The following is a 24,540-nucleotide window of genomic DNA, read 5'->3' as shown; positions in this document are numbered from 1 at the left end:
TTCCGTGCAAGGAGTTTGCTGTGAGCGCTAAGGATGACGCACCCCAGGTCTACAACGGTGTTTCCGAGGCTGATGTCCCCTCTGCCAAGTTCGGCTGGAGCGAGCTGAAGCCGGCCACCATCCAGATTGCCGGCTGGATCTCTGTGGCGTTCCTCATCGCCTACAACTTCGGTAACCACCAAGGCCACGTCGAAACGATCTGGCTCATCTCTCTTGCCGTGCTCATCGCCTTGGGCTTAATCCTCTTCGCGATCCGCCCGGAGCTGTCCACCGCACGCACGGTCACATCCCACAACAAGCCGGTCGGCCATGTCGAGCCGAACTGGACCTACATGCAGAAGACTCTGACCGGCCCCTACGCGGAGCTGACGGACAGCCAGCTGCGCGCCCTGAACGTCGACCCGGCAACGGTTCGCCAGCAGGCTCCTGCCGGCCAGCGCACCGCCGTGGGCGCAGGCCACTCCACTCACTCTGGCGCGGCCTTCGACGAGGTCATTGCCGCACCGGAGATCCCGAACCGCCGCGAAACCCTGCACGTCGAGGACAAGTAGTCCCCGTAGCCTTCGGCCGCAACGCAAAAACCCCGCTTCAGCGGGGTTTTGTTGTTATAGCGCTAGGAAACGTGGGGGTGAGACCCGGTGGGACTAAGCGCCGGCCTTCTCCCCCGCCTGCTTTTCATCGGCAGCTAGCTGGCCACAAGCAGCTGCGATCTCTTGACCCTTGGTATCGCGGACCGTGCAGGTGACGCCTTGGGCAATGACGCGGCGAACAAACTCGTCCTGGCGCTCACGCGGGGAGGCATCCCACTTCGACCCTGGGGTCGGGTTGAGCGGGATGAGGTTGACGTGGACGAGGGGGCCGAGCGCGTCGTGAAGCTTCTGGCCCAGCATGTCCGCGCGGAAGTCATGGTCGTTGATGTCGCGGATGAGCGCGTACTCAATCGACACACGGCGCCCGGTCTGGTCCGCGTAGTAGCGGGCGGCATCCAGCACGTCCTGAACGGTGAAGCGGTTGTTCATCGGGACGAGTTCGTCACGCAGTTCATCGTCGGGCGTGTGGAGGGACACAGCGAGGGTGACGGAAAGGCCTTCGTCGGCAAGCTTGCGGATCGCCGGGGCGAGACCGACCGTGGACACCGTCACGTTGCGCTGGGAGATGCCGAAACCGTGCGGGGCCGGGCTGACAATCTGGCGCACCGCGGACACGACGCGGTTGTAGTTGGCCAGCGGCTCGCCCATGCCCATGAACACGACGTTGGTCAGGCGGGAGCCTTCGGCCTCCATCATCGCGGCGGCTTCACGGACCTGGTCGACGATCTCCGCAGTGGACAGATTGCGGTCGAGGCCGCCCTGGCCGGTCGCGCAGAACGGGCACGCCATGCCGCACCCTGCCTGCGACGAGATGCACAGGGTGGCGCGGCCCGGATAGCGCATCAAGACGGACTCCAGAAGAATGCCGTCGTGCAAGCGCCACAGCGTCTTGGTGGTGTCGCCGTTGTCGGTCTCCACCTTGCGCACCGGGGTGAGCAGACGCGGGAACAGGGAATCCTTGACCAGCTCGCGCTGCGCGGCGGGCAAATCCGTCATCGTGGACGGGTCCGCCTCGAAGCGGCCGTAGTAGTGGCGCGCGATCTGATCGGCGCGGAACTTAGGCAGGCCGAGTTCACCGAGCGCTTCAATCCGCTCTTCCTCGCTCAGGTCGGCGAAGTGCTTCGGCGGCATGCCGCGCTTGGGCGACAGCAACTGGATCTTTGGAAAATCACTCATGACGTGCCCCATTGTGGCACGGGATAGCGCAGTTAGCGAATAGCAACCAGAGGCACGGGTGAGACGGCCGTTAGATCACCACGACACTCATCAGCAGCCACGTCGCAGCGGCGGCCGGCAGAATGCCATCGACGCGGTCCATCATGCCGCCATGGCCGGGCAAAAGCCCCGACATGTCCTTGATGCCCAGCTCACGCTTGAACTGGCTTTCCACCAGGTCGCCCATGGTGGCGCAGAGCACGGTTCCCACGCCAAAGATGAGTCCCGTCCACCACGGGCTGTCCAGCAGGAACATGCCCGTCAACACGCCCGTCACCGCGCCAAACAGCACTGAACCCGCAAAGCCTTCCCAGGACTTCTTGGGGCTGACGGCCGGTGCCATGGGATGGGAGCCGAACAGGACTCCGGCGACGTATCCGCCCACGTCGTTGGCCACCACACACGCGATGAATGTGAGGATGAAGTGGCTGCCGGTGACATCTCCTGACTCCAGCCGGGAAATCATCGCGGCGAAGGAGCCGAACAGACCGATCCACACGAGCACGAAAATGCTCACCGCGGTGTCGCGGACGTAGTTCTGCGGCGGAGTGTTCCTCCCGTGGAAGAACAGACGGGAGAACATGATGGCCAGCGCACTGACCGTGAACGTGGCCAGCAAGCCCGGGTACCCGAACGGCCAGGTGGACACGACCATGCTCAAACCGAGCACGATGATGGTGAACCGGTACACCCCGAAACCGTGCTCGCGCAGGCGCGTGAGCACCTCCCACATGGCCAACGCCATGGCGAGACACACCACTGGGTACCACATCACGGGACCCACCCATGTGGCCACCAGCACGAGGGCAATCAGCGCGAGACCCGTCGCGATGGCGGCGGGGAGGTTACGGCCTGCGGAGTTCTTCGGCTTCGGCAAATGCACCCGGCGTGAATGGCCGGCTGCTGGTGCCTCGCTGTCTGTCACAGGCTTATACCTCGAGCAGTTCTGCTTCCTTCTTGTTCACCAGGTCGTCGATCATGTCGACGTACTTGGCAGTGGTCTTGTCCAGCTCTTTCTCCGCAGCGGAGACTTCGTCCTCGCCGGCGTCGCCGTCCTTCTGGATCTTCTTCAGCGCATCCATGCCGGAGCGGCGGACGTTGCGGATTGCAATCTTGCCGTCTTCGCCCTTGCCCTTAGCCTGCTTGACCAGGTCACGGCGACGCTCCTCCGTCAGCTGCGGGATGGTCACACGGATGACCTGGCCGTCGTCCGTCGGGTTGACACCCAGGTCAGAGTTACGGATGGCGTTTTCAATCTCACCCATGGTGGACGGGTCGTACGGCTTGATCAGCAGCATGCGCGGCTCCGGCACGGAGATGGTGGCCATCTGGTTGATCGGCGTGGGTGCGCCGTAGAACTCCGCCATGACGCTGTTGAACATCGCCGGGTTCGCGCGGCCCGTGCGGATGGTCACCAGCTCGCCGCGGGTGTGCTCCACGGAGTTGGTCATGCGCTCTTCAGCGTCGAGCAATACGTCATCGATCATGGGTTCATCCTTCACTGATCCTGATTGTGTTCTCTACCAACTTAGCAGTGCCAGCTACCGTCATAGACTGTAGAACACTATGCACCCCGCCTTCGCGTATCTTGCCCCGGATCCGCAGCCCGTAACTACGGGCCGCTTGAGCGGCTGGGTCATCCCTGCTAAAGATCTGTCCGATGTCGCAGGCATGCCCACCACCGGCGGAAACCCGCAGCGCACATACGTTGCGGGGACCACCAGCCCCTTTTTAGCTGCTCTCCAGCGCGAGGGCGCGACGATCAACGGCAAGACAGCCACCTCCGAGCTTGGCGCCACGATCTATGCCGAGCGTCCCGACGTTCCTGTGCTCACTTCACCTGCCTATCCGGGCGCGACTCCAGGCGGGTCATCCACCGGGGCTGCTGTCGTCGTCGCCGAGGGCCTGCACCGCGCGGCGCACGGCAGCGACGCGGGCGGCTCTTTGCGCGTTCCGGCCGCCGCATGCGAGGTTGTCGGTTTCAAGCCCGCGGGTACCAGCAAGACCGTGTCCACCGACGGCTTCATCACAGCGACAGTCGCGGACCAGCAGTTCTTGCACAACGCGCCCAATGCTTATCGACGCCTGCGCGTCGGCCTCCTCACCACTCCCCTCTTCTCCACTGAATCGGTGGTCAGCCCCGACCGAATAGCAGTCGTTGAGCAGGCGGCGGAGGTGCTCGGGGGCAGCTGCGACGTCGTTAAGCTCCACCCGTATCAGGCGGCCGCAGAGACGTTTACGCACTTCACCCGCCGTATCCAGCAGGCGTTCGTGAAGGTGGACCCGCTGGACAGTGCCTACATTTCCTGGTTGAAGGAGCAAGGTATCGCCGTGACTGCCGCGCAGCTCGCGGAGGGTCAGCGCCATATTGCCGGATTGTCGCAGGCATTGCAGCGTGAGTGGGGTGTGGATGTGCTGCTCACCCCGACCGTCGCTACAGATCCCCCGCCGGTGGGTCACTTTTCCGCGATGAGCCCAGCGGAGAGCTTCGCCGCGCAGACTGCGTGGTCGCCGTGGTGCTCTCTTTTCAACCTCACTGGCGGGCCGGCGATTGCTGTCGGGCCCATCCACATCGGCGGTATTACTGCCAGCGACAGCGAGGTGCTCGCGCTCGCCGCAGAAGTCGAAGACGTGTGGCAGGAATGGAAGGCGGCTAGAGGAGTCTGACCATCGCCACGCCGGCGAAGACGAGGACAAGCCCCCCGATACGCGCACCGTTGATGCGCGTGCGGGCCGAGCCGAACAACCCGAGCGCCTCAATGACCTGGCCGCAAATAATCGCGCCGGCCAGCTGAGCAATGACCGTCGTTCCGGTGCCCAAGATGGGTGCGAGCGTGGCCATGCCCACGACGAAGATCGCGCCGAAGACACCCCCGAGCCACATCCACCACGGCCCGGGCTCAATCCCGGTGAGCAGGGCTTTGCGGGAGGTCGGTTCGAGCATGCTGAGCAAAAGCAGCAGGACAACACCGACGAACAAGCTGATCGTGCCGGCCTGCAATGAACTGCCCAGCACAGTGCCCAGGTGGCCGTTGACGGCGGTCTGCGTAGCCGAGCACATGCCCATGAGCACTCCGAAGGCGCGCCATCCCCAGGCGGCACCGGCGTCAGCGCGTCCCTCCCCGAGCCCCGGCTGCGAACCGGGGGTGCCCAGGACATGAACAGTCACAATGCCAGCCACCACGACGAACGCCCCGAGCACGCGCCAGAACGTCGCCTCGTTTTGGGGAGAGTTATACAGCCCGAAGTGGTCGATGACCAGGGCCATGATCACTTGCCCCAGGATCGGGATGATGATCGTTTCCACCGCGCCCAGCATGGGAAACAAAACCACGCTGCCAGTGAGGAAAACCACGCCCATAGCGCCGCCGATCCACACCCACCACGGCTGCGCGGCAGCCGCCGCAAAATCGACGTTCGGCCCGGAAACGGCAAGGGCCACCGCCGCGGCGCAGCACAGCGCGACGAAGAAAGAAATGAGCGATGCCGGGATCGGTGCGCCGATGCTGCTACGCAGCCGGGCGTTCACCGCAGTCTGGGCAGGAACAACTGACCCGACACCGAGGGCGGCTCCAACTAGCAATTACCGGGCCGCCTACTGGACGAGGGTGCCGATGCGCTCACCGGCGACAGCACGCGCAATATTGCCCTCTTTGAGGAGGTTGAACACCAAGATGGGCATGTTGTTGTCCATGCACAGGCTGAACGCGGTGGCGTCGGCGACCTTGAGACCCTTCTCGATCGCCTCGCGCGGGGTGATCTCGGTGTAGAGTTCCGCGTCCGGGTTGGTGCGCGGGTCGTCGGAGTACACGCCGTCGACAGCCTTAGCCATGAGGAGTACCTCACACCCGATCTCGAGGGCGCGCTGAGCAGCAGTCGTGTCGGTGGAGAAGTACGGCATACCCATGCCTGCACCGAAGATGACCACGCGCCCCTTCTCCAGGTGGCGGGATGCGCGCAGCGGCAGGTACGGCTCCGCGATCTGCGCCATGTTAATGGCGGTCTGCACACGGCAGTCCACGCCCAGCTGCTGCAAGAAGTCCTGCAGCGCCAAGCAGTTCATCACCGTGCCCAGCATGCCCATGTAGTCGGAGCGGGCGCGGTCCATGCCGCGCTGCTGCAATTCCGCACCGCGGAAGAAGTTACCGCCACCGATGACCACCGCCACCTCGGTGCCGCTCTGAGCAATATCGGCGATCTGGCGGGCCACGTTCTCCACCACATCCGGGTCGATGCCGACCTTGCCGCCGCCGAACATCTCACCTCCCAGCTTGAGCATGACGCGGTTGTATCCGCGGCGAGACTGGACGTGATCTTCGTTGATCGGGTCGGTCACCGAAAGCTCCTTCGACGGGGTTCGACAGGGGGCGGGCTATTCCGCCGACCCAGTCTACTCGCACTGGAGGCTGCAAAAGCAAGACCCCGGTGCCGTCGACAAGCGACGATACCGGGGTCCGCGGAAAGCGTGAGCTTACTGCTGGCCAACCTCGAAACGGATGAAGTCAGTCACAGTGATGCCGGACTCCTCAGCGAACTGACGGACAGTCTTCTTGGAGTCAGCCAGGGACGGCTGCTCGAGCAAAGCAACATCCTTGAAGAAGCCACCCAAGCGGCCTTCGACGATCTTCTCGATGGCAGCTTCCGGCTTGCCCTCGTTGCGGGTGATCTCCTCCTGGACCGCGCGCTCCTTCTCCACGACATCAGCCGGGACGGAGTCCTTGTCCAGGTAGCGGGCCTTCATAGCGGCGATCTGCAGAGCAACCTGGTGAGCAGCCTCAGCGCTGTCACCGGTGTAGGCGACGAGCACGCCCACTGCCGGCGGCAGGTCGGCAGCCTTCTGGTGCAGGTAGACCTCCACGTTGTCGCCCTCGATGGTGGCGGCGCGGCGCAGCTCCAGCTTCTCGCCGATCTTCGCGGACAGGTTCTGCAGCACCTCGGTAGCCGGCTGACCGTTGACGTCAGCGTTGGCCAGCTCCTCCGGGGTGTTCGCCTTCACAGCGGCCGCGGCCTGGGCAATCTGGTCGGCGGTCTGCTTGAACTCCTCGTTCTTGGCAACGAAGTCGGTCTCAGAGTTGATCTCAACGATGGTATTGCCGGAGACGGCGACCAAGCCCTCCAGGGCGTTGCGCTCAGCGCGCTTGCCCACGTCCTTTGCGCCCTTGACGCGCAGGATCTCAACGGCCTTGTCAAAGTCTCCGCCGGCCTCTTCCAGGGCCTTCTTGCAGTCGAGCATGCCGGAACCGGTGGTTTCGCGCAGCTTCTTCACGTCTGCAGCGGTGTAGTTCGCCATAGTGGGGCGAGCCTCCTCGTTATTGGATCTTCGTTCTTTATGTAGTTCGTTAGACAGCGTAGTGGACTCGCGCGGAGTTTGCCGGAGCTGTCTTACACCACGACAAACCCCCGCGTCCCGCACCCTTCGTGGCGTTTTATGCTCACAGGGCGCACTGCGGGCGCGGGGGTCACATTCGCGATGTCACGTGTTTTAGACCGGGTCGACGTCGTTGTTCGGGTTGTCGACGTTCTCCACAGCCTCAGCTGCAGCCTCCTGCGCCGGAGCGGAAGCAGCGTCTGCCTCCTGAGCGGCCGGGGTTGCCGGAGTGCCCTGCGGCGCACCGGTCTCGGTGGCCTCCACGTCTGCGACAGCCTCAGCAACGTTCTCGCCAGAAGCGTTTGCCGGAGCCTCAGCCTGAACCTCGGCGATGCCGGCGTCCTGGGTGGTGCCAGCTGCCGGAGCGTCACCAGCAGCCTCGCGAGCCTTTGCCAGCTGGCGCTCCTCGCGCTGCTGCTTACCAGCAACAACAGCCTCGCCCACGATGTGGGTGAGCAGCTTGACGGAGCGGATCGCGTCGTCGTTGCCCGGGATCGGGTAGTCGACGGTGTCCGGGTCGCAGTTGGTGTCCAGGATGGCGACAACAGGGATGCGCAGCTTCTCTGCCTCGGCGACAGCGATGTGCTCCTTGTTGGTGTCCACGATCCACAGTGCGGACGGGGTCTTGGTCATGTCGGAAATGCCGCCCAGCACGCGCTCGAGCTTGGTGCGCTCGCGGTTGAGCATGAGGATTTCCTTCTTGCCGCGGCCAGCGTAACCGTCCTCGGCAGCGTCCATGGCCTGCAGCTCCTTCATGCGGGCGAGGCGCTTGGACACGGTCTGGAAGTTGGTCAGCATGCCACCGAGCCAGCGGTGGTTGACGTACGGCATGCCCACGCGGTCAGCTTCTTCCTGGACAGGCTCCTGAGCCTGCTTCTTGGTGCCGACGAAGAGGATGGTGCCGCCGTGTGCGACGGTCTCCTTGACAAACTCGTATGCCTCGTCGATGTAGGTCAGCGTCTGCTGCAGGTCGATGATGTAGATGCCGTTGCGGTCGGTGAAGATGAAACGACGCATCTTCGGGTTCCAACGACGCGTCTGGTGGCCGAAGTGCACACCGGCGTCGAGGAGTTCACGCATGGTTACGACTGCCATGGGAATGTCTCCTTGGGAGTTAATCGTGTTCGGTTACTTGTCTGTTGTGCGGGTTTTGCCCGCACCCTAGCGACGAGCCACACCCACGCCCTCAAAAATTCTCACCGGGCAGGGAACCGCCCGTGTGCTCATGTTCGTGGGACCGTTGCGGGTAATAGCACCTGTGTTGCGCAAGGCCCTTGACGCAAGGGTCTTACCAGGCATTTTCATCGCGCGTAGTCAGCACACCCCGTAGGGCACACTGCTAGTAGTGGAGTCTACATCGTTCCAGCGTATGCGCCAATTCACGGCACGCGGACGAATCGGGGTTGTGGACAACTCCGGGTTTTCCACAGGGCATTTCGCTTAGCGACGCATCCTCCCACCATCCCCGCCACACTGAACCCCATGAACACCCGCACCGCTTCACCCCCGTTAGCCGCGCTTGTGATGCTCATGACGCTTGTGACGGGCATCGCCGCTGCCACCCCGGCCGCCGCCTATGTCGACCCGACAACAGGTACCCCGCACGCCACGGGCGTTACCCGCAGCGCCGACATCCCGGAGAAGAATTGGCTGCCCGGCCACCGCGGCGTCGACCTAGCTGCCCGCACCGGCCAAGACATCCTCGCCGCCGGGGAGGGAGTGGTCGCTTTCACCGGCCTTGTCGTCGGCGTGCCGACGGTCTCCATCGACCACCCCGACGGAATCCGCACCACCTATCAGCCTGTCCACGCCACCGTGAAGGTTGGCGACCACGTCCGCGAAGGCCAACCGATCGGAAGAATGGCCCACCCCATGGCAGACCATGCCGGCCTGCACTGGGGTGCGCGCACCGGCAAAGACTCCTACATCAACCCGCTGAGCCTGCTCGACGCCCCGCCGATCCGGCTCAAACCCGTCGACGGTCAGCGTGTCACGCCCGCGGGTGCGCCTGGTCGTACACGTTCTTGAGCCGCTGCGCGGAAACGTGCGTGTAGATCTGCGTCGTCTGCAGCGACGAGTGCCCCAGCAACTCCTGCACCACACGCAGGTCCGCCCCGCCTTCCAGCATGTGGGTCGCCGCACTGTGCCGCAGCGCGTGGGGGCTCAGATCCGTGTCCCCGGTGCGCTGGGCGGCGCGCTCCACCACGCGCCGGACTTGCCGCTGGTCGATCCGCCCGCCCCGGGAGCCGAGAAACAGCGCGTGCCCGCTCTTCTCCCCCACGAGTTCGGTGCGGCGGGTCTTCCACTCCTCGATGGCTGCCGTGGCACGCTCCCCGAACGGCACAACCCGCTGTTTGTTGCCTTTTCCGGTGACGCGGGCAAGCCCTTGCTTGGTATCGACATCATCCACATCGAGTCCCGTCAGCTCCGCCACGCGCATGCCTGTCGCGTACATCAACTCAAGCATGGCCCGGTCGCGCGCAGCTTCTGGCCCGTCGGCGTCAGGATTGATTTCCGCCTCGACGAGCTCGCCCGCCCGCGATGGCGTCACCACGTCAGGCAGGTGACGGTTGATCTGGGGTGTCACCAGCCGTGCTGCGACATCTGAGTCAAGGTAGCCGCGCTCGTACGCCCACGTCGAAAAGCTTCGCGCCGCCGCGGTGCGCCGCGCCATTGTGGAGCGCGCAAGGCCCTGCCGCATCGCGTCGGCGAGCCACCCGCGCAGGGCGATGAGGGTGAAATCGTCGAAGGTCGGAGCAACCTCGGCCAAGGTGCGCAGGTCGCTGCGGTAGCCCCTGACTGTCGCCTCGGAGCGGCCTTTGACAAGCAGCGCGTGGTCAGCGAAGTCATCGATGGCCTCTTCTAACTGCGCCATCGCCCAACCTCCGGAACTCTACTTCTCATCTTCAGTGGAAGTATATGGGCGCACCTCGTGCTCACCGGGACATCCACGCATACGCCTGACCGAGCACACGGTCTCGCCGGTCAGATGGTTTAACTTCTAGCGGTGCTCAACCCATAAGATTTTTCGCATTTTCGTGCCGTTGAAATCGGCCCTACATACACCCATTTCAGATGTTACTGCTGGTGCTGGTGTTACTTGACGCGTGGACGGCACGAAAATGCAGCAGCCAGCGCGGCGCTTCACACGCGAAAGTGCCGCGCTGCCGTCTAGCTCTCACTCCTTTCCCACATCTTCCCTTTCCTGACCACGAGCCCTTTCTTGTGCAGGTCCATAAGCAAGTGAACTGCGAGGGCGATTGTGAACCCGCTCGCCTGGGCAACGGCCTCGACGTCGATTCCGCCCGCTCCGGCCACTGGCAGCGAGTCGTAGACGCGCAGCTCGTTGCGGGAGAGCTTCTGGATCGCGTCTGCCTCGAAGTCGATCTCCAACTGTCCATCGGCATCAGTGGAGCCGATCGCACCGAGCTGCTGGTGCGCATCGTCGGCACTGAGCACCATGTCAGCCCTGTCGTTTCTGATGGCCAGATTCGTTCCCAGCGAGCCCGGCCCCAGGATCGGCCCCGGCACAGCGAGCGGAATGCGGTTGTACGTCTTCACCCATTTCAGCGTGTTCAACGCGCCCGACCGGAACGCAGCCTCGACGACGATCGACCCTTGAGTCAACGCCGCCACGAGACGGTTTCGAGTCAGGAATCGGTGCCGGTCCGGAGTCATTCCCGGCGGGTACTCGGTGACAATGGCACCGCCCTCAGCCGCGATCCGGTCAAACAGTTTGCCGTTGCGCTTCGGGTAGATCTGCCCCGGCCCGCACGCGGCCACAACAACGGTCAACGCCTGGTTGTTCAAGGCGGTCTCGTGGGCGACGGTGTCAATACCCAGTGCCCCGCCGGACACGATCGTGTACCTATGCCGCGCAAGACCGGTACACAAATCCGCGGTTGCGTGGTGGCCGTAGGCGCTCGCCGCTCGCGTGCCGACGATCCCCACCGACTGCGCGAACAACTGCGCCAGGTTCGTATTGCCCCGCGCCCACAAGGAGTGCGGTGGGTACCCCTCAGGCGGGAGGGGCTCTTCGTCGGCAGCCGGGCCCAGGCCCCGCTCCTGCTTGCTCAACGCGCTGCCGAATGACGCTGCGATCTCATCGGCGGGCCACTCCGGATGCTCCGGGGTGATCAACGAGTATCCGTGCTGCGCGGCCTCCTCCAGGTCTTCGGCGGGGCGGTCCCAGGTGTAGCGCGATTCTGTCGCGGGACCCAGCTCCCCCAGCCAACTCGCGCGGGTGCGGATGCCGCGGGCAAGCTCGTCGGCATCGCGCCCGGCACCCAAGTGCGCGAGCAAGTGGCGGTTGGGCCCCTCCACGACCCGGTTCAAATATGCCCACGACTCAAGTTTCGATGCACTCATACCAGTACTCCCCTCTCCTTGGATGCGCGCAGTTCCAGCGCATCGAAAACGTGCTCCAGGCTCGGCCGCTCCGCGCCCGCGAGATCGGCGATGGTCCACGACAGACGCAGGATCCGGTCGACTCCCCGCTGCGTGATGTCGCCATTCGCCAAGGCACCCTCAATCACCGCCATGCCGGCGTCATCCGCCGGAAAGTGCCGCCGCAATGTCGCCCCCGCAACGCGCGAATTGGTTGCCGCGCGCACGCCTGCTTTCTCCCACCGGTGCTTGGCCCGGTCACGCGCCGCCAACACTCGCTGCGCGATCGCTTCCGACGGTTCGTTGTCGGCCCTGCCCACCACCGCCCCGACCGAAGACGTCCTGAGCGAGATATCGACGCGATCACGCAGCGGGCCCGACACATTGCGCAGATAGTTAACACGTTCCATCGGCCGGCAGGTGCACTTCTCCGGCACGTCCACCCCGCAACGACATGGATTCGCCGCCATGACCAGCTGAAAGTTCGCCGGGTACACCACCTCCCGGCGCGCCCGGGTAAGCCGAACTTCCCCCTTTTCCAGCGGCACGCGCAGCCCGTCGAGGGTGTCGGCAGGGATCTCGCTTACTTCGTCGAGAAACAGCACGCCATGATGCGCGTGGCTCACGGCACCCGGTCGCGGAATGCCGGAACCACCACCAATCAGCGCCGCCTTGCTTAACGACGGATGCGGCGCCACAAAGGGAGCTTGCCCTATCACCTCACCACTCGACTCCCCGGAAATGGAATGAATCGCGGTGGCCTCGACGACTTGCTGTGACGAAAGCTCGGGCAGGATGGACGGCAACCGCTCGGCCAGCATGGATTTGCCCGAACCCGGTGCGCCGATCATGAGGATGTGGTGCGCCCCGGCGGCAGCGATCTCGAAAGCGCGGCGCTCTTGCTCTTGCCCGACGACATCCCGGAAATCGGCAACCGGGACCGAACGCACGACGTGGTCGACCTTCTCCAAGCCGGGCAGTTCCCGCTCCCCCGCGAGCCATTGCCACGCTTCGGTGAGACTCTGCGCAATCCGCACACTGGGGTGGCCAACCAATGCCGCTTCTTGAGCGTTACCGGCGGGAATGACGATGTGCTCGATGGTTCGGAGCGGGACGCTGTGGAGGGCATCGAGGATGATCTGCAAAATGCCGTCGACACGCCTGAGCTGGCCACTCAACCCCAGTTCGCCGACTACCAGGCAGCCCTTGAGGCGACGCTCGATAACCGGATCCATGCTGGCCAAAACGGCCAGCGCGATAGGGAGATCGAATTGTGAGCCGGCTTTCGGCAAGTTGGCCGGTGAGAGCGAGACCATGATCTTCGTCCGCGGCCACGGCAAGCCCGAGTTGGCCACCGCGGTGCGGATCCGGTCCCGGGACTCCCCGACAGCTTTGTCACCGAGGCCGACAATGTGCATCCCCGGCAAGCCGGGACCGACGTTGGCCTCCACGGTGACCGAATGCGCCGTCACGCCTTCGACGGTGGCGGAGTAGGTGCTAGCAAGAGCCATCGTCGACTCCTTGGTAGAGGCGGGTGTGGCAGTCGTGACCGTCGAAAAGCACTTCGACAACGTCGAACCGCACCTGCCTGAACGGTTTATCTCTGAGCCAGTGCACCGCGGCTTTGCGCATGCGCGCAAGCTTGCGTGCGGTCACGGATTCAGCGCCGCCGAAGTTCGTGCCCCGGCGCGTTTTCACCTCCACGAACACAGTCGTGCCGTCTGTGGCCATGGCGATAATGTCTATCTCCCCATCGCGACAGCGGTAGTTGCGCGCCACGATGATGTACCCCGCTTGTTCGTAGCGGGTGGCTACCTCTGTCTCCCCCAGTGCTCCCAGCATGTACTGGTCGCGTGGCGTGATGCCCGCAGTCATGTATCCCCCTGTTGTCCAGAACCTGTGTGAAGAGTCGTGCTGAAACGATCTACTTCGTTGGACTACCGGAGAACCTCGATCGGTTCCGTCAGGGGGAGAGAAACATCCGAGAACGACAAAACCTGTGGATTACCACCGTTATCCACAGGTCCTATTAGCGGCCAGAGCTAGAAAAGGGGTCACTCAGGAATGACCATCTCCGGCTTATCCAGCTCCTCGATGTTGACGTCCTTGTAGGTAATCACGCGGACGTAGCGGACGAAACGGACCGCACGGTACATGTCCCAGACCCACGCGTCTGACATGCGGACCTCGTAGTAGACATCCTTGCCCTCGGTGTGCGGGATCAGCTCCACGGCGTTGGCCAGGTAGAAGCGGCGGTCTGTCTCGACCACGTAGGAGAACTGGCTGACCACGTCGCGGTACTCGCGGTAGAGGGACAGCTCCACCTCTGCTTCGTAGTTGTCCAGTTCCTCAGCACTCATTGTGTCCGGCTCCTCATGTACATCTCGTGGGCAGCTGCAACGTTGGCATAAGTGTAGCGATGCTCCGCGCTCGCACCGTGACGGCGCACCGCATCCATGTGCGCCGCCGTGCCGTAGCCCTTATGGCTCTCCAAGCCGTAGTCAGGGAAAGTCTCCGCCATCTTCGTGATGAGCCGGTCGCGGCTGACTTTCGCCAGCACGCTCGCCGCGGCGATGCAGCGGGCGGTGTAGTCCCCGCCGATGATCGGCAACTGGGGCATGGTAAGACCCGGGACGCGGAATGCGTCGACAAGCGTGAAGCCCGGAGTAAGTCCGAGACCCGCTACGGCCAGGCGCGCGCCGTCAAGGTTGGCGTTGTGGATACCGCGCCGATCCACCTCCGCGGCAGGGATATGCACGACGCAGTGGGCGTCCGAGACGGTGAGGATAGCGTCGTAAAGCGAAGCTCTTTTGGCAGGCGTGAGCTTCTTGGAATCCGTCAGACCGTCGAGCGCTGGAATGGGCTTGTCGGGCAGCACGCACGCGGCGATAGTGACAGGGCCGAAGCATGCGCCGCGGCCGGCTTCGTCGATACCTGCGACAGGCCCCAAGCCCGCTTTGCTCAGCGCGACTTCATACGTGCGCAACTGCTTGAGTCGCCTCACGCTACTGCTGCTGCGGCTGAATGTCCTGGTTGTTCACAGACCCAATGCGCGTCAGCGGCAGAATGATGAAGGAGACTTTGCCGCGGATGTTCTCCTCCGGAATCGTTCCCTGGAACTGGTCGCCCATGTGGGCGCGGGAGTCGAGCGAGTTCGTGCGGTTATCGCCCATGACGAAGACATGATCGTCCGGCACTGTCAGCGGCCCGAAGAAGCTTCCACCGCAGGCCTCTGAAGCCTCATCACCGATGATCGGGTTCGCGTGGGGCTGAAGAATGTAGGACTGGTCAATCGGCTCGTCGTCAACCATCACGGCAGGGTCTCCCGCCTGGCACGACACGGTCTGGCCACCGGTTGCGACAATGCGCTTGACCAAATCGTTCTCGTCGGGGGCGACCAAGCCCACGTACGAACCGAGCTGCTGCAGCCCAGCCACAATCGGGTTGTCCGAGCGGTTAGACACGTAATTGGTGTTCCAGGAGTCAGTGCCCTCGAAGACCACAATGTCGCCCGGCTCCGGGTCGGAGAAGTAATAGGAGACCTTCTCTACGAAGATGCGGTCACCGTTGCAGCCCTCACAGCCGTGCAGCGTCGGTTCCATCGACGCCGACGGAATCAGGTAAACGCGTCCCACAAACGTCTGGAGCAGGAAGATCAATCCCAGCGTCAGCACGACCACCATGGGGATCTCCACGTACCACGGCATCGTGGCCTTGTCGTCCTTCGGTGCCTTCTTCGACTCACCAGAAGGGCGGGGCTGGTACCGCGCCGTCACAGGACTACCGGACTGCTGCGGAAGTTCGGGCCACGGGGCGGTTCGGCGGGAAGACCGGGGATCAGGGTTGTGGGTCACGGGCAATCACCTTAGCACCAGGAAATCCAAACGCCCCCACCACCAGGTGAGGGCGTTTCGCACGGCAGGAGCTTAGCGGCGCTCCTTGATGCGCGCTGCCTTACCGCGCAAATCGCGCATGTAGTACAGCTTCGCGCGGCGGACACGGCCGCGGCGGACAACCTCGATGTGGTCGATGTTCGGGGAGTGAACCGGGAAGGTACGCTCCACACCGATGCCGAAGGAGATCTTGCGGACAGTGAAGGTCTCGCGGATACCAGAACCCTGGCGGCGGACCACGAAGCCCTCGAAGAGCTGGGTACGGGTAACGTTGCCCTCAATAACCTTCACGTGGACACCCAGGGTGTCACCGGGACGGAAGTCGGGGATGTCATCGCGCAGCTGGCCTGCGTCGACCTTGTCGATAATGCCGTTAGACATAACGAATGTTCCTTTTCAGATTTGGACAGAGGACCCTAGCGGCTCTTCCCTATGCAAGGCGCTCGGCTGGTTCGTGTCGGCTACATGACCCGAATATTCAAGCACACCACCAGGGGTTCACCCAAATCGCCGTGCGGTTTTCTCCGTCGTCGTTCCGTACCAGTACTGGACACCGGGAAGTGCGTTGACCACGGCCTGAGTCGCGTCCTTCAGCGGCAGCGCCGTGCGGCCCTCCACAACAACGCGGTACACCGGATCGAGCAGCGGGCCGTCTTCAGCCTGCAAATATTGCGTGACGACGGCATTGTCCACCACACACATCTGATCCTGCAGCTCCACTGTCACGGCGGCATCCATGAATCCCGCCCGGCGCAGCTTCTTCGCCACTTTGCCCTGGGACTTTTCCCACGCGACCGCATTCATGATCACCGCGATGTCGGTGGAGACATCCCGCGCATCGAGCGTGAATAGGTCATCTCCATCCAGCCCACCTTCTGCGCGCAGCTTATCGACGAGTTCCGGCCGCACCTGCTGCGTCCTGCGCAAAGCCTCATCACGGCGCCACCGGGCGATCTTGCCGTGGTCCCCCGACAGCAACACCTCCGGTGCCGAGAGTCCCCGCCACTGACGCGGCTTAGTGTAGGAAGGTCCCTCGACTAGGCCGTCAGAGAAACTGTCTTCCTCGTGGCTCTCGGTGTTGCCCAGCACACCGGGAATGAGTCGCGTCACGGCCTCAGCGATGACCAATGCCGCCACTTCCCCACCGATGAGCACGTAGTCGCCGATGGAGACCTCCCGCACCCGGTAGCGCTGCGCGGCGTCCATGAACACACGTTGGTCAATGCCTTCATAGCGCCCGCAGGCGATAACAATGTGCTCTTCGCGCGACCACGCCCGTGCATCCGCCTGGGTGAACGGCACCCCGGCGGGCGTGGGTACGAGCAGCAAGGGCGCTTCTGGATCCTCGCCCGCCCGGCAATCCCTCTCTTCCTGGTACGGCCGCGGCGCCACAGCGGCGACGTCGTCATGGCGCGCTTTGTCGTTGCGGTGCGGGGTGGCGGAATGGAGTTGGGGGGCGCTGCCGTCGATAAGCGGAAGCTGCGCCACATAATCGAGCGCCTGGCCCCAAACCTCCGGGAGCATGACCATCCCGGGGCCGCCGCCGAGCGGCGAATCGTCCACCGCTTTGTGGTTGCCGGTGGCCCAGTCGCGCAGGTTATGCACGCCGACGGAGAGAATCCCCTGTTCGATCGCTTTGCCCAGCAGCGCGTGGCGCAGCGGGTCGAGGTACTCGGGGAAGATCGTGATGATGTCCAGTCTCATGCTCACAGCTCCAACAGACCCTCCGGCGGAGTGATCACCAGGTAGCCCTCATCCAGGTCGATCTCCGGCACGATGTCCATCACGAACGGCACCAGCACTTCTTTGCCGTGGTAATCCACTTCGAGGAGTTTGCGGTTGGGCATGGTCATCACGCCGGTGACATCGCCGATGTGCGTGCCTCCGGCATGGTCAAGGAGCACTTTCAGGCCGATGAGCTCGTGGTCGTAGTACTCGTCGGAGTCCTCGTCGCGCTCGAGCGGCTCGGCGAAGAACTGCATGCCGCGCAGAGATTCTGCGGCAGTGCGGTCCGCAACCTCCTCGAACGTGACCAGCAGGCGCTTCTGATGCGGACGCACCGATGTGACGGTCAGGTCTCGCTCCTTGCCGGCCTGTCGGCCGTGGAGCACCTCGCCTTGAGCGAAATGAATGTCCTCGTCGTCCGCGAGTGGCTCCACAACCACCTCACCGCGGACACCATGAGATTTCACTACCCTGCCAATCCGGATTTCCATGCAGCTCAGGCTACCGCGATCTCCTTCCGGGCATGAGAAAACCTCCCCAGGTCCTAGCCCAGAGAGGTTCGCGGGATGGCGACTAGTTCTCTTCGGCCTCAGCCTCTTCAGCCGGTGCGTCCTCAGCAGCGTCATCGGACTCAGCCTCAGCCTCAGCTGCCTCTGCAGCCTCAGCTTCAGCGGCAGCCTCAGCAGCAGCCTTAGCCTCTGCCTCTTCCTTAGCCTTCTTGCGCTTCTCGGTGATGGCCTCAGCGGTCGGGCCGCCAGCAGCTTCCTCAAGAGCCTGGTTGAACAGGTCGAGCTTGGACGGCTTCTCATCAGCAACCTTGAGGGTGCCCTCTGCACCGTCGAGGCCCTTGTGCTTCTGCCAGTCGCCGGTCACCTTGAGCAGAGCCGCAACCGGCTCCGTCGGCTGTGCGCCGACGCCGAGCCAGTACTGTGCACGCTCGGAATCGATGCGGATGAGCGACGGCTCTTCTTTCGGGTGGTAGATACCGATGTTCTCGATGACCTGACCATCGCGGCGGGTGCGGGCATCGGCAACGACAACACGGTACTGGGCATTGCGGATCTTGCCCACGCGCTGCAGCTTGATCTTGACAGCCATGTTTAAGTACTTCCTTACGGTCACTGGGCAGTGCAGACATCCGCCACTTATTGGCGGACCGGTTCAACCCTTAGATTTCCCTGCGTGTGACTGGCCGGCCGGTTGTGTGCTGTACTGGCACTACCGGGGTCGGCGCTTACGCAGCTCGAATCACCCTACCCGCTGCTGGCCTATACACCAAAAGAGGCGTGGGTTATGAGGTTTACAGGGAAAGCGCGGTAAGGTCTGCGGGGATCAACAAAACATACGAGCGAGACACGCCGGACAAGATTGCATGACTACCACGGTAAGCACACAGAAGCCACGCGAGCAGGGGCAAGCCCCCTTGCCTAGGCTGACGTACCGCAACGACCTAGACGGCCTGCGCGGTTTCGCCATTGCCTTAGTCGTAGTCTTCCACGTCTTCGTCGGGCGCGTTTCCGGCGGTGTGGATGTCTTCCTGCTGCTGTCCGGTTATTTCTTCATGGGTGCGCAGCTGCGCTATGCAGTCCGCCCGAACCCGTCGCTCAACCCATGGTGGCCGTTGTGGCGCACCGCACGGCGTCTTCTGCCAGCGCTGGCGGTGGTGCTATCCGCGACCTACCTGGGGATCAAGTATCTCACGCCGGAGTTGCTCAGCCTAGAGCTGACTCAGCAGTTCACCGCGTCCGTGTTGTACTACCAGAACTACGAGCTCGCTGCGCAGGACGCCGCCTATGCCGCCGCGGGTTCAGAGACATCCCCGCTGCAACACCTGTGGTCCATGAGTGTGCAGGGGCAGTTCTACCTCTTCGCCATCGCGGCCGGCATCATCGTGGCGCTGTTGGCTACCCGCGCACATATCGGTGTTAAGCGACTGCGCCGCGGCGCCATTGTCGTGCTCTCACTGGTCACGATCGCGTCCTTTGCCTACGCGTCGCGGCACGGGCTCGTCGGCACGCCGGAGAACTACTACGCCTTCCCCTCCCGCCTGTGGGAACTGAGCTTCGGTGCACTGCTGGCCATGATCCCCTTCGCCGATGTCATCCCGGCACGCCTCCGCTCGTTCGCAGCGGGTCTCGGCCTAGTGATGATCACGATCACCGGCTTTGTCATCTCCACCTCGCTGGCATTCCCCGGCCCCGCCGCGCTGCTCCCGCTGCTGGGTGCAGCGCTGGTGGTCGTGGCCGGGCCGGATCACGCTGTCGCCCGCGTACTGGCGTCCTCCCCGATGAAGTGGTTGGGCAAGGTGGCCTACTCCCTCTACTTGTGGCACTGGCCGCTGCTCATTCTGTTCACGGTGAGATCGGAACGCGACACGCCGTCGATCGCTTTGGGCATCCTCGTCATCGGCCTGTCGCTCGCGCTCGCGCACCTGACCTACAGCTTGGTCGAAGACCCGTTGCGCCAGCACGCCAAGCGCCCTAAAACGACGGACAAGCCCGTTCAACGCGCCAAAGCAAGCTTGACGACGCTTCCTGGCCGCCTCCGCGCTGCCGGCGGTGCCGTCATCGCACTACTGTTGGCAGGTCTGCTGGCGATTCAGCCGGTCTTTGCCCGCCAAGTGGACAACGCCGAGGGCGTCCTGGACGCGGCCACCTACCCGGGCGTGATGGCGCGTTTCGGCGCCGATGTACCGGAGGCCCAAGCCGAACCGGACCCCACCTTGATCGCTGACATGTTCCCGCCGACCGTTGATGACGGCTGCTTGATCTGGATGGACCAGCCAGCCGACATGATGCCTGGCGAGCATTGCGTTTACGGCGACACCGAAGCCGACACCACCGTGGTTCTTTTCGGCGGCTCCCACTCGGAGCCCTGGGTCATCCCCCTGGACATCCTCGGCCGCGAACACGGGTTCAAGGTCGTACCGTACATGCGTCAGGAGTGCCCGCTAGTCCTCGATGATCTGGACACTGTGTCTGAAGTGTGTGCCGAGTGGTCCCAGCAAGCCTTCCAAAAGATCATCGACCTCGACCCGGACCTGGCGGTGTCCACCTCGACCCGGCCGGCCGGCCGCGCCGGCGAAGGCAGTGTCGGCCCTGACCTCGTTCCAGCCGCCTACGCAAACGTGTGGGACACTCTCCGCCTGAACGACATCCCCTTCCTGGGCATTCGCGACAACCCGTGGGTATTCAGCCGCGAGGGCGAGCACATGGACCCCAACGAGTGCCTCGTTGCCGGCAACTCCATGGAAGCCTGCTCGACCGTCCGCGAAACCGTCTACGGATACGAAGACCCGGGCGAGGCGTTCCTCTTCCCGGAGAACCAGCAGTGGTCCCTGGATACGTCCGACTGGTTCTGCGACGACACGCTGTGCCCGCCGATCATCGGCAACCTTTACGTCTACCGCGATCAGAACCACATCTCCAACGCCTACGCGCGAACCACCACCCCGCTGGTGTGGGAGAAGCTCAGAGAGATCTTCGACGCCCTGGAGATTCCGCACAACGGCGGCACCGATGCCACCGATGCCACCGATGCCACTGAAGCCACCGGCGAAAGCAGCCCGACCACGCCGCCTGCACCGGAGAATGCTGACCCTGCCACCGACGACGGGGACCCTACCGGCGAGGCTCACCCCAACGGACCCTACGCACCCGCGGACCCGAACAACCCCGCGCTGGGAGAACCGGGCAAATTGATCTTCAACTAACGCGCGACACCGGAATACTACTCGGGGTTTTCCGTAATACTGCTCACGTGAAAGCCCTGGTGAGAAACATGCAGATCGGCTTATAAGCTCGAGCAGTATTCCGGGTCCGAGTAACTCTCGGACCTTACTTCTTTCTCTTCCCCCCGAAGCCCGGGAAGCCACCGCCCATTCCGGGCATGCCTCCCATTCCGGGCATGCCGCCCATGCGCTTCATCATCTCGTTCATGTCCATGTTGTTCAGGTTGCCTAGGTCCAGCCCGTCCATGCCGGGAGGCAGCTGCTCCTGAATCTTCTTCAGCTCAGCCGGATCGAGGCCGTCCATCCCGGGCATCCCCGGCATTCCACCAGGACCGGCGGGGGCTGCCGGGGCACCGGGCGCTCCGCCCATCGGCGGCATCTTCGGCCCGTTCTGCTTCTTCGGCGGCTTGCGCTTGCCCTTCTTGTTCTTGCGGCCCTTCGGCTGCTTCTTCGTCGCGGACCGGCCGCCGCCCATGCCAGGCATCCCCGGCATGCCGGGCATTCCGGACATGCCGAACTGGTTAGCCATCTTGCTCATCATCTTCTTCGCCTCGAAGAAGCGCTCCACCAGCTGGTTGACGTCAGCGACAGTGACTCCGGAACCGTTAGCAATCCGCTTGCGCCTGGAAGCGTTGAGGATCTTCGGGTCCTCACGCTCCTGCGGGGTCATACCGCGGATGATGGCCTGGATGCGGTCGAGCTGCTTCTCGTCGACCATGTCAGCCATGTCGTTCATTTGCTTGCCGCCGGGCATCATTTTCAGCAGGTTGCCGATCGGCCCCATGCGGCGGATCATCAGCAGCTGATCCAGGAAGTCCTCCAGCGTCAGTTCGCCGGACCCCAGCTTCATGGCGGCTTCTTCCGCCTTCTGCTGGTCCATCATGGTCTCTGCCTGCTCGATCAGGGAGAGCAGGTCACCCATGCCGAGGATGCGGCTGGACATGCGGTCCGGGTGGAAGACATCGAAGTCTTCGAGCTTTTCGCCTGTCGACGCAAACAGGATCGGCTTGCCCGTCACCTCACGAATCGACAGCGCTGCACCACCGCGGGCGTCACCATCGAGCTTGGTCAACACGACACCGGTGAAGTCCACACCGTCAGCGAAGGCTTGCGCGGTGGTCACCGCGTCCTGACCGATCATGGCATCGATGACGAAGAGGACTTCGTCCGGGTTGACCGCGTTGCGGATATTGCGAGCCTGGGTCATCAGGGTTTCATCAATACCCAACCGGCCGGCGGTATCGATGATGACCACATCCGCGTTCGTGCGGCGGGCTTCGTCGATACTCGCCTGAGCCACGGAAACCGGATCGCCGTGAGAGGTGCCCATTTCGTGTTCTGCGGAATCCAGCGAGGTACCCGGGTCCGGCGCGAAAGTACGCACCCCGGCGCGCTCGCCGACGATCTGCAGCTGCTGGACAGCACCAGGGCGCTGCAGGTCGCAGGCCACAAGCATGGGGGCGTGCCCTTGCTTCTTCAGGTGCAGTGCGAGCCTGCCGGCCAAGGTGGTCTTACCGGCACCTTGCAGACCGGCCAGCATAATCACAGTCGGCGGGTTCTTCGCCAGGTTCAGGCGGCGCGTCTCACCGCCGAGGATGTTGGTCAGTTCCTCGTCGACGATCTTGATCACTTGCTGCGCCGGGTTGAGCGCCTCAGACACGTCGGCACCGAGCGCGCGCTCCTTGACCCGCTTGATGAAGGCGCGGACGACGGTCAGGGAGACATCGGCTTCAAGCAGCGCGATGCGGATCTCACGGGCGGTGGCGTTAATGTCCTCTTCCGTGAGTTTGCCCTTGCCCCGCAGACCTTTCAGCGCTGTTTGCAAGCGGTCTGACAATGACTCGAACACGAAAAAAGCTCCCTCGTAGCAAATGAAAAAAGTGGTGGGTACAGCCTAGCTGCTACCCACCACCTAAATCACATTGCTATTTCGACGTGCCCAGCAGCGCGTCGACAAAGCCCTCCACCTCGAACGGTGCGAGATCGTCCGCGCCCTCGCCGAGGCCGACGAGCTTGACCGGCACGCCAAGTTCTTCCTGCACCTGGAAGACGATACCGCCCTTGGCTGTGCCGTCGAGTTTGGTCAGTACCACACCGGTGATCTCCACAACGTCCTTGAACACGCGGGCTTGCATCAGGCCGTTCTGCCCCACCGTCGCGTCGAGGACGAGCAGAACTTCATCGACCTGAGACTTCTTCTCGACGACGCGCTTGACCTTGCCCAACTGATCCATCAGGCCGGTCGAGGTGTGCAGGCGCCCAGCGGTGTCGACGATGACCACGTCAGCCTGCTCCTCGACGCCGGTCTTCACCGCGTCGAAAGCAACTGCGGCGGGGTCAGCACCCTCAGCACCACGGACCGTGGACGCACCGACACGGCGACCCCAAGTCTCAAGCTGGTCGGCGGCTGCAGCACGGAAGGTATCAGCCGCGCCCAGCACAACGCGGTGGCCCATGGAGATGAGCACGCGGGCAAGCTTGCCCGTCGTAGTGGTCTTGCCGGTGCCGTTCACACCCACGACGAGAATGACGGCGGGCTTGCCCTCATTCGGCATCGCTTTGATGGAGCGGTCCAGCTCGGGACGGCCTGCCTCGATGAGGGTCTCCCGCAGCATGGCGCGAGCTTCTTCCTCAGAGGCCACACCGCGCTCAGCGATCTTCGCGCGCAGATTCTCCGTCACCTTCATGGTCAGCTCTGCACCGAGGTCTGCCATGATGAGGGTGTCTTCGATCTCTTCCCACGCGTCCTCGTCCAAATCACCGGCGGTGAGAATGCCCAGCAGGCCCTGACCGATGGCGTTCTGGGAGCGGGACAGGCGACCGCGCAAACGGCCGATGCGGCCAGCAGCCGGGGCAATGTCATCCAGTGGCTGCTGCTGAGGGGCAGGTTCGCCTTCGGGCACCGGGGTCTGCGCACGGGCTTCCTCAGCCACATCCGCAGTGGTGCGGGCGATTTCAGCCGCTTCTTCTGCTTCCTCCTCCGGGGTCTGGTTGACTGGGGCAGCCGGCTCGGCAACATCGGCTGCGTCGTCGTGCACCTGGGCAGACACGGCATCCTCAGCTGCATCATCAGCCGCACCAGCTTCCGGATTGGCGGACATCGCCCCAAGTGGCTTACCCACGCTCAAACCGTCCGGATCAACAGCCTCGGCCGGTGCGTCATCAAGCAGTTCGTCCTCAACCGGCTCTTCCTCAACCGGCTCCTCGACCTCGACAGGCTCGTCGACCTCGACGATGTCGTCGTCGACGACCGGATCACCGTCAACATCCACCACAGCATCAGGCTCAGCGCTGGCCGCAGCAGCTGCCGGCTCAGGCTCGGCGGGTGTCGGCGTGTTCAAGGGCTCGTCGACACGCACGGGCTCTTTCTCCGCGGTCGCAGCACCCGCCGGGGCGAAGTTGAAACCGCCTTTAGCCTGGTAGTTACCGGACTTCTCCTGCTGGGTGAGTTCCTTCGGCTCCTCCGGCTCCGCCTTGTCAAAGGAGACGGTCTTGGACTTCTTGCGGTTGTTGCCCACCACCACGATGATGCCCACGATGATGAGAAGCACCACGATGACGGCGACAATGATCCACAGAACGGTTGAATTCATCATGGCCCCCATAGTGCCACCAGATCACAGCGAGCGGGGC

At 63.5% G+C, this 24,540-nt stretch carries 24 protein-coding genes; 4 read left to right on the top strand and 20 right to left on the bottom strand.

The genetic code is table 11. From position 1 onward, the window contains the following. Positions 1-20: 20 nt before the first annotated feature. Positions 21-551, top strand: coding sequence for a DUF2631 domain-containing protein (locus tag KBX19_RS08185; RefSeq protein ID WP_370687012.1), 531 nt, complete (start codon positions 21-23; stop codon positions 549-551). A gap of 93 nt (positions 552-644) precedes the next feature. Here the strand turns inward: KBX19_RS08185 and rlmN are convergent, their stop codons facing one another. From rlmN to frr, 3 genes are all read right to left on the bottom strand, one after another. Then, the gene (gene rlmN, locus KBX19_RS08180; protein WP_156774825.1) at positions 645-1,766 is read right to left on the bottom strand and encodes a 23S rRNA (adenine(2503)-C(2))-methyltransferase RlmN; all 1,122 of its coding nucleotides are present in this window, start codon (positions 1,764-1,766) and stop codon (positions 645-647) included. 70 nt (positions 1,767-1,836) lie between these two features. Continuing rightward, positions 1,837-2,730 (bottom strand): phosphatidate cytidylyltransferase, encoded by an 894-nt coding sequence (locus KBX19_RS08175; protein ID WP_255998318.1) that lies wholly within the window; start codon positions 2,728-2,730, stop codon positions 1,837-1,839. 4 nt (positions 2,731-2,734) lie between these two features. Next, complete coding sequence (gene frr / locus KBX19_RS08170) at positions 2,735-3,292, bottom strand: ribosome recycling factor (protein WP_005289691.1); 558 nt, start codon at positions 3,290-3,292, stop codon at positions 2,735-2,737. Positions 3,293-3,371: 79 nt separating this feature from the next. Here frr and KBX19_RS08165 point away from each other — a divergent pair, with 79 nt between their 5' ends. Then, positions 3,372-4,472: an amidase gene (locus KBX19_RS08165; protein WP_005289690.1), complete on the top strand. Its 1,101-nt coding sequence runs from the start codon at positions 3,372-3,374 to the stop codon at positions 4,470-4,472. Here the strand turns inward: KBX19_RS08165 and KBX19_RS08160 are convergent. The 4 genes from KBX19_RS08160 to rpsB form a co-directional block, all read right to left on the bottom strand. Further along, the gene (locus KBX19_RS08160; protein ID WP_255995856.1) at positions 4,459-5,388 is read right to left on the bottom strand and encodes a DMT family transporter; all 930 of its coding nucleotides are present in this window, start codon (positions 5,386-5,388) and stop codon (positions 4,459-4,461) included. The genes KBX19_RS08165 and KBX19_RS08160 overlap by 14 nt on opposite strands. A gap of 12 nt (positions 5,389-5,400) precedes the next feature. Continuing rightward, entirely contained in the window at positions 5,401-6,084 is a 684-nt protein-coding gene (pyrH, locus tag KBX19_RS08155; RefSeq protein WP_232210339.1) for a UMP kinase, read from the bottom strand. 192 nt (positions 6,085-6,276) lie between these two features. After that, on the bottom strand, positions 6,277-7,095 hold the full coding sequence (gene tsf / locus KBX19_RS08150; protein WP_005289687.1) for a translation elongation factor Ts: 819 nt from the start codon (positions 7,093-7,095) through the stop codon (positions 6,277-6,279). A gap of 192 nt (positions 7,096-7,287) precedes the next feature. After that, positions 7,288-8,268, bottom strand: a complete 981-nt coding sequence (gene rpsB, locus KBX19_RS08145; protein ID WP_005289686.1) for a 30S ribosomal protein S2 — start codon at positions 8,266-8,268, stop codon at positions 7,288-7,290. A gap of 387 nt (positions 8,269-8,655) precedes the next feature. Here rpsB and KBX19_RS08140 point away from each other — a divergent pair, with 387 nt between their 5' ends. Then, complete coding sequence (locus KBX19_RS08140; protein WP_255998316.1) at positions 8,656-9,201, top strand: M23 family metallopeptidase; 546 nt, start codon at positions 8,656-8,658, stop codon at positions 9,199-9,201. Here KBX19_RS08140 and KBX19_RS08135 read toward each other — a convergent pair. The 11 genes from KBX19_RS08135 to rpsP all read right to left on the bottom strand — a co-directional run bounded on the left by KBX19_RS08135 (position 9,164) and on the right by rpsP (position 18,275). Beyond that, positions 9,164-10,048: a tyrosine recombinase XerC gene (locus KBX19_RS08135; RefSeq protein WP_255998315.1), complete on the bottom strand. Its 885-nt coding sequence runs from the start codon at positions 10,046-10,048 to the stop codon at positions 9,164-9,166. The genes KBX19_RS08140 and KBX19_RS08135 overlap by 38 nt on opposite strands. Before the next feature lie 296 nt (positions 10,049-10,344). Next, positions 10,345-11,541, bottom strand: coding sequence for a DNA-processing protein DprA (locus KBX19_RS08130; protein WP_255998313.1), 1,197 nt, complete (start codon positions 11,539-11,541; stop codon positions 10,345-10,347). After that, on the bottom strand, positions 11,538-13,070 hold the full coding sequence (locus KBX19_RS08125) for a YifB family Mg chelatase-like AAA ATPase (RefSeq protein WP_005289680.1): 1,533 nt from the start codon (positions 13,068-13,070) through the stop codon (positions 11,538-11,540). Before KBX19_RS08125 ends, KBX19_RS08130 begins: the two co-directional genes overlap by 4 nt. Then, positions 13,057-13,434, bottom strand: coding sequence for a YraN family protein (locus tag KBX19_RS08120; RefSeq protein ID WP_255998310.1), 378 nt, complete (start codon positions 13,432-13,434; stop codon positions 13,057-13,059). The genes KBX19_RS08125 and KBX19_RS08120 overlap by 14 nt, the downstream gene beginning before the upstream one ends. A gap of 179 nt (positions 13,435-13,613) precedes the next feature. Further along, complete coding sequence (locus KBX19_RS08115) at positions 13,614-13,919, bottom strand: DUF2469 domain-containing protein (protein WP_005289678.1); 306 nt, start codon at positions 13,917-13,919, stop codon at positions 13,614-13,616. Continuing rightward, the gene (locus KBX19_RS08110; protein ID WP_255998309.1) at positions 13,916-14,563 is read right to left on the bottom strand and encodes a ribonuclease HII; all 648 of its coding nucleotides are present in this window, start codon (positions 14,561-14,563) and stop codon (positions 13,916-13,918) included. Before KBX19_RS08110 ends, KBX19_RS08115 begins: the two co-directional genes overlap by 4 nt. A gap of 1 nt (position 14,564) precedes the next feature. Continuing rightward, complete coding sequence (gene lepB, locus KBX19_RS08105) at positions 14,565-15,266, bottom strand: signal peptidase I (protein WP_083770353.1); 702 nt, start codon at positions 15,264-15,266, stop codon at positions 14,565-14,567. 219 nt (positions 15,267-15,485) lie between these two features. Next, on the bottom strand, positions 15,486-15,833 hold the full coding sequence (rplS, locus tag KBX19_RS08100) for a 50S ribosomal protein L19 (RefSeq protein WP_005289675.1): 348 nt from the start codon (positions 15,831-15,833) through the stop codon (positions 15,486-15,488). 117 nt (positions 15,834-15,950) lie between these two features. Further along, positions 15,951-17,156, bottom strand: coding sequence for a tRNA (guanosine(37)-N1)-methyltransferase TrmD (trmD, locus tag KBX19_RS08095; RefSeq protein WP_255998308.1), 1,206 nt, complete (start codon positions 17,154-17,156; stop codon positions 15,951-15,953). Between the two features lie 2 nt (positions 17,157-17,158). Then, positions 17,159-17,668: a ribosome maturation factor RimM gene (gene rimM / locus KBX19_RS08090; protein WP_255998306.1), complete on the bottom strand. Its 510-nt coding sequence runs from the start codon at positions 17,666-17,668 to the stop codon at positions 17,159-17,161. A gap of 82 nt (positions 17,669-17,750) precedes the next feature. Beyond that, complete coding sequence (rpsP, locus tag KBX19_RS08085; RefSeq protein WP_255995845.1) at positions 17,751-18,275, bottom strand: 30S ribosomal protein S16; 525 nt, start codon at positions 18,273-18,275, stop codon at positions 17,751-17,753. A 274-nt stretch (positions 18,276-18,549) separates the two neighbouring features. On the opposite strand from rpsP, the gene KBX19_RS08080 reads away from it, so the two are divergent. Next, positions 18,550-20,889, top strand: a complete 2,340-nt coding sequence (locus KBX19_RS08080; protein WP_255998305.1) for an acyltransferase family protein — start codon at positions 18,550-18,552, stop codon at positions 20,887-20,889. Positions 20,890-21,013: 124 nt separating this feature from the next. Here the strand turns inward: KBX19_RS08080 and ffh are convergent, their stop codons facing one another. Continuing rightward, positions 21,014-22,756 (bottom strand): signal recognition particle protein, encoded by a 1,743-nt coding sequence (gene ffh / locus KBX19_RS08075; RefSeq protein ID WP_255998304.1) that lies wholly within the window; start codon positions 22,754-22,756, stop codon positions 21,014-21,016. 76 nt (positions 22,757-22,832) lie between these two features. Continuing rightward, entirely contained in the window at positions 22,833-24,512 is a 1,680-nt protein-coding gene (gene ftsY, locus KBX19_RS08070) for a signal recognition particle-docking protein FtsY (RefSeq protein WP_370687011.1), read from the bottom strand. Positions 24,513-24,540: the final 28 nt, after the last annotated feature.

Source organism: Corynebacterium sp. CCUG 71335 (assembly GCF_024454075.1).
GTDB classification, from domain to species: Bacteria; Actinomycetota; Actinomycetes; order Mycobacteriales; family Mycobacteriaceae; genus Corynebacterium; species Corynebacterium genitalium.
Note: the sequence above shows the minus strand (reverse complement) of the source record. Positions and strands in the feature narration are given on the sequence as shown.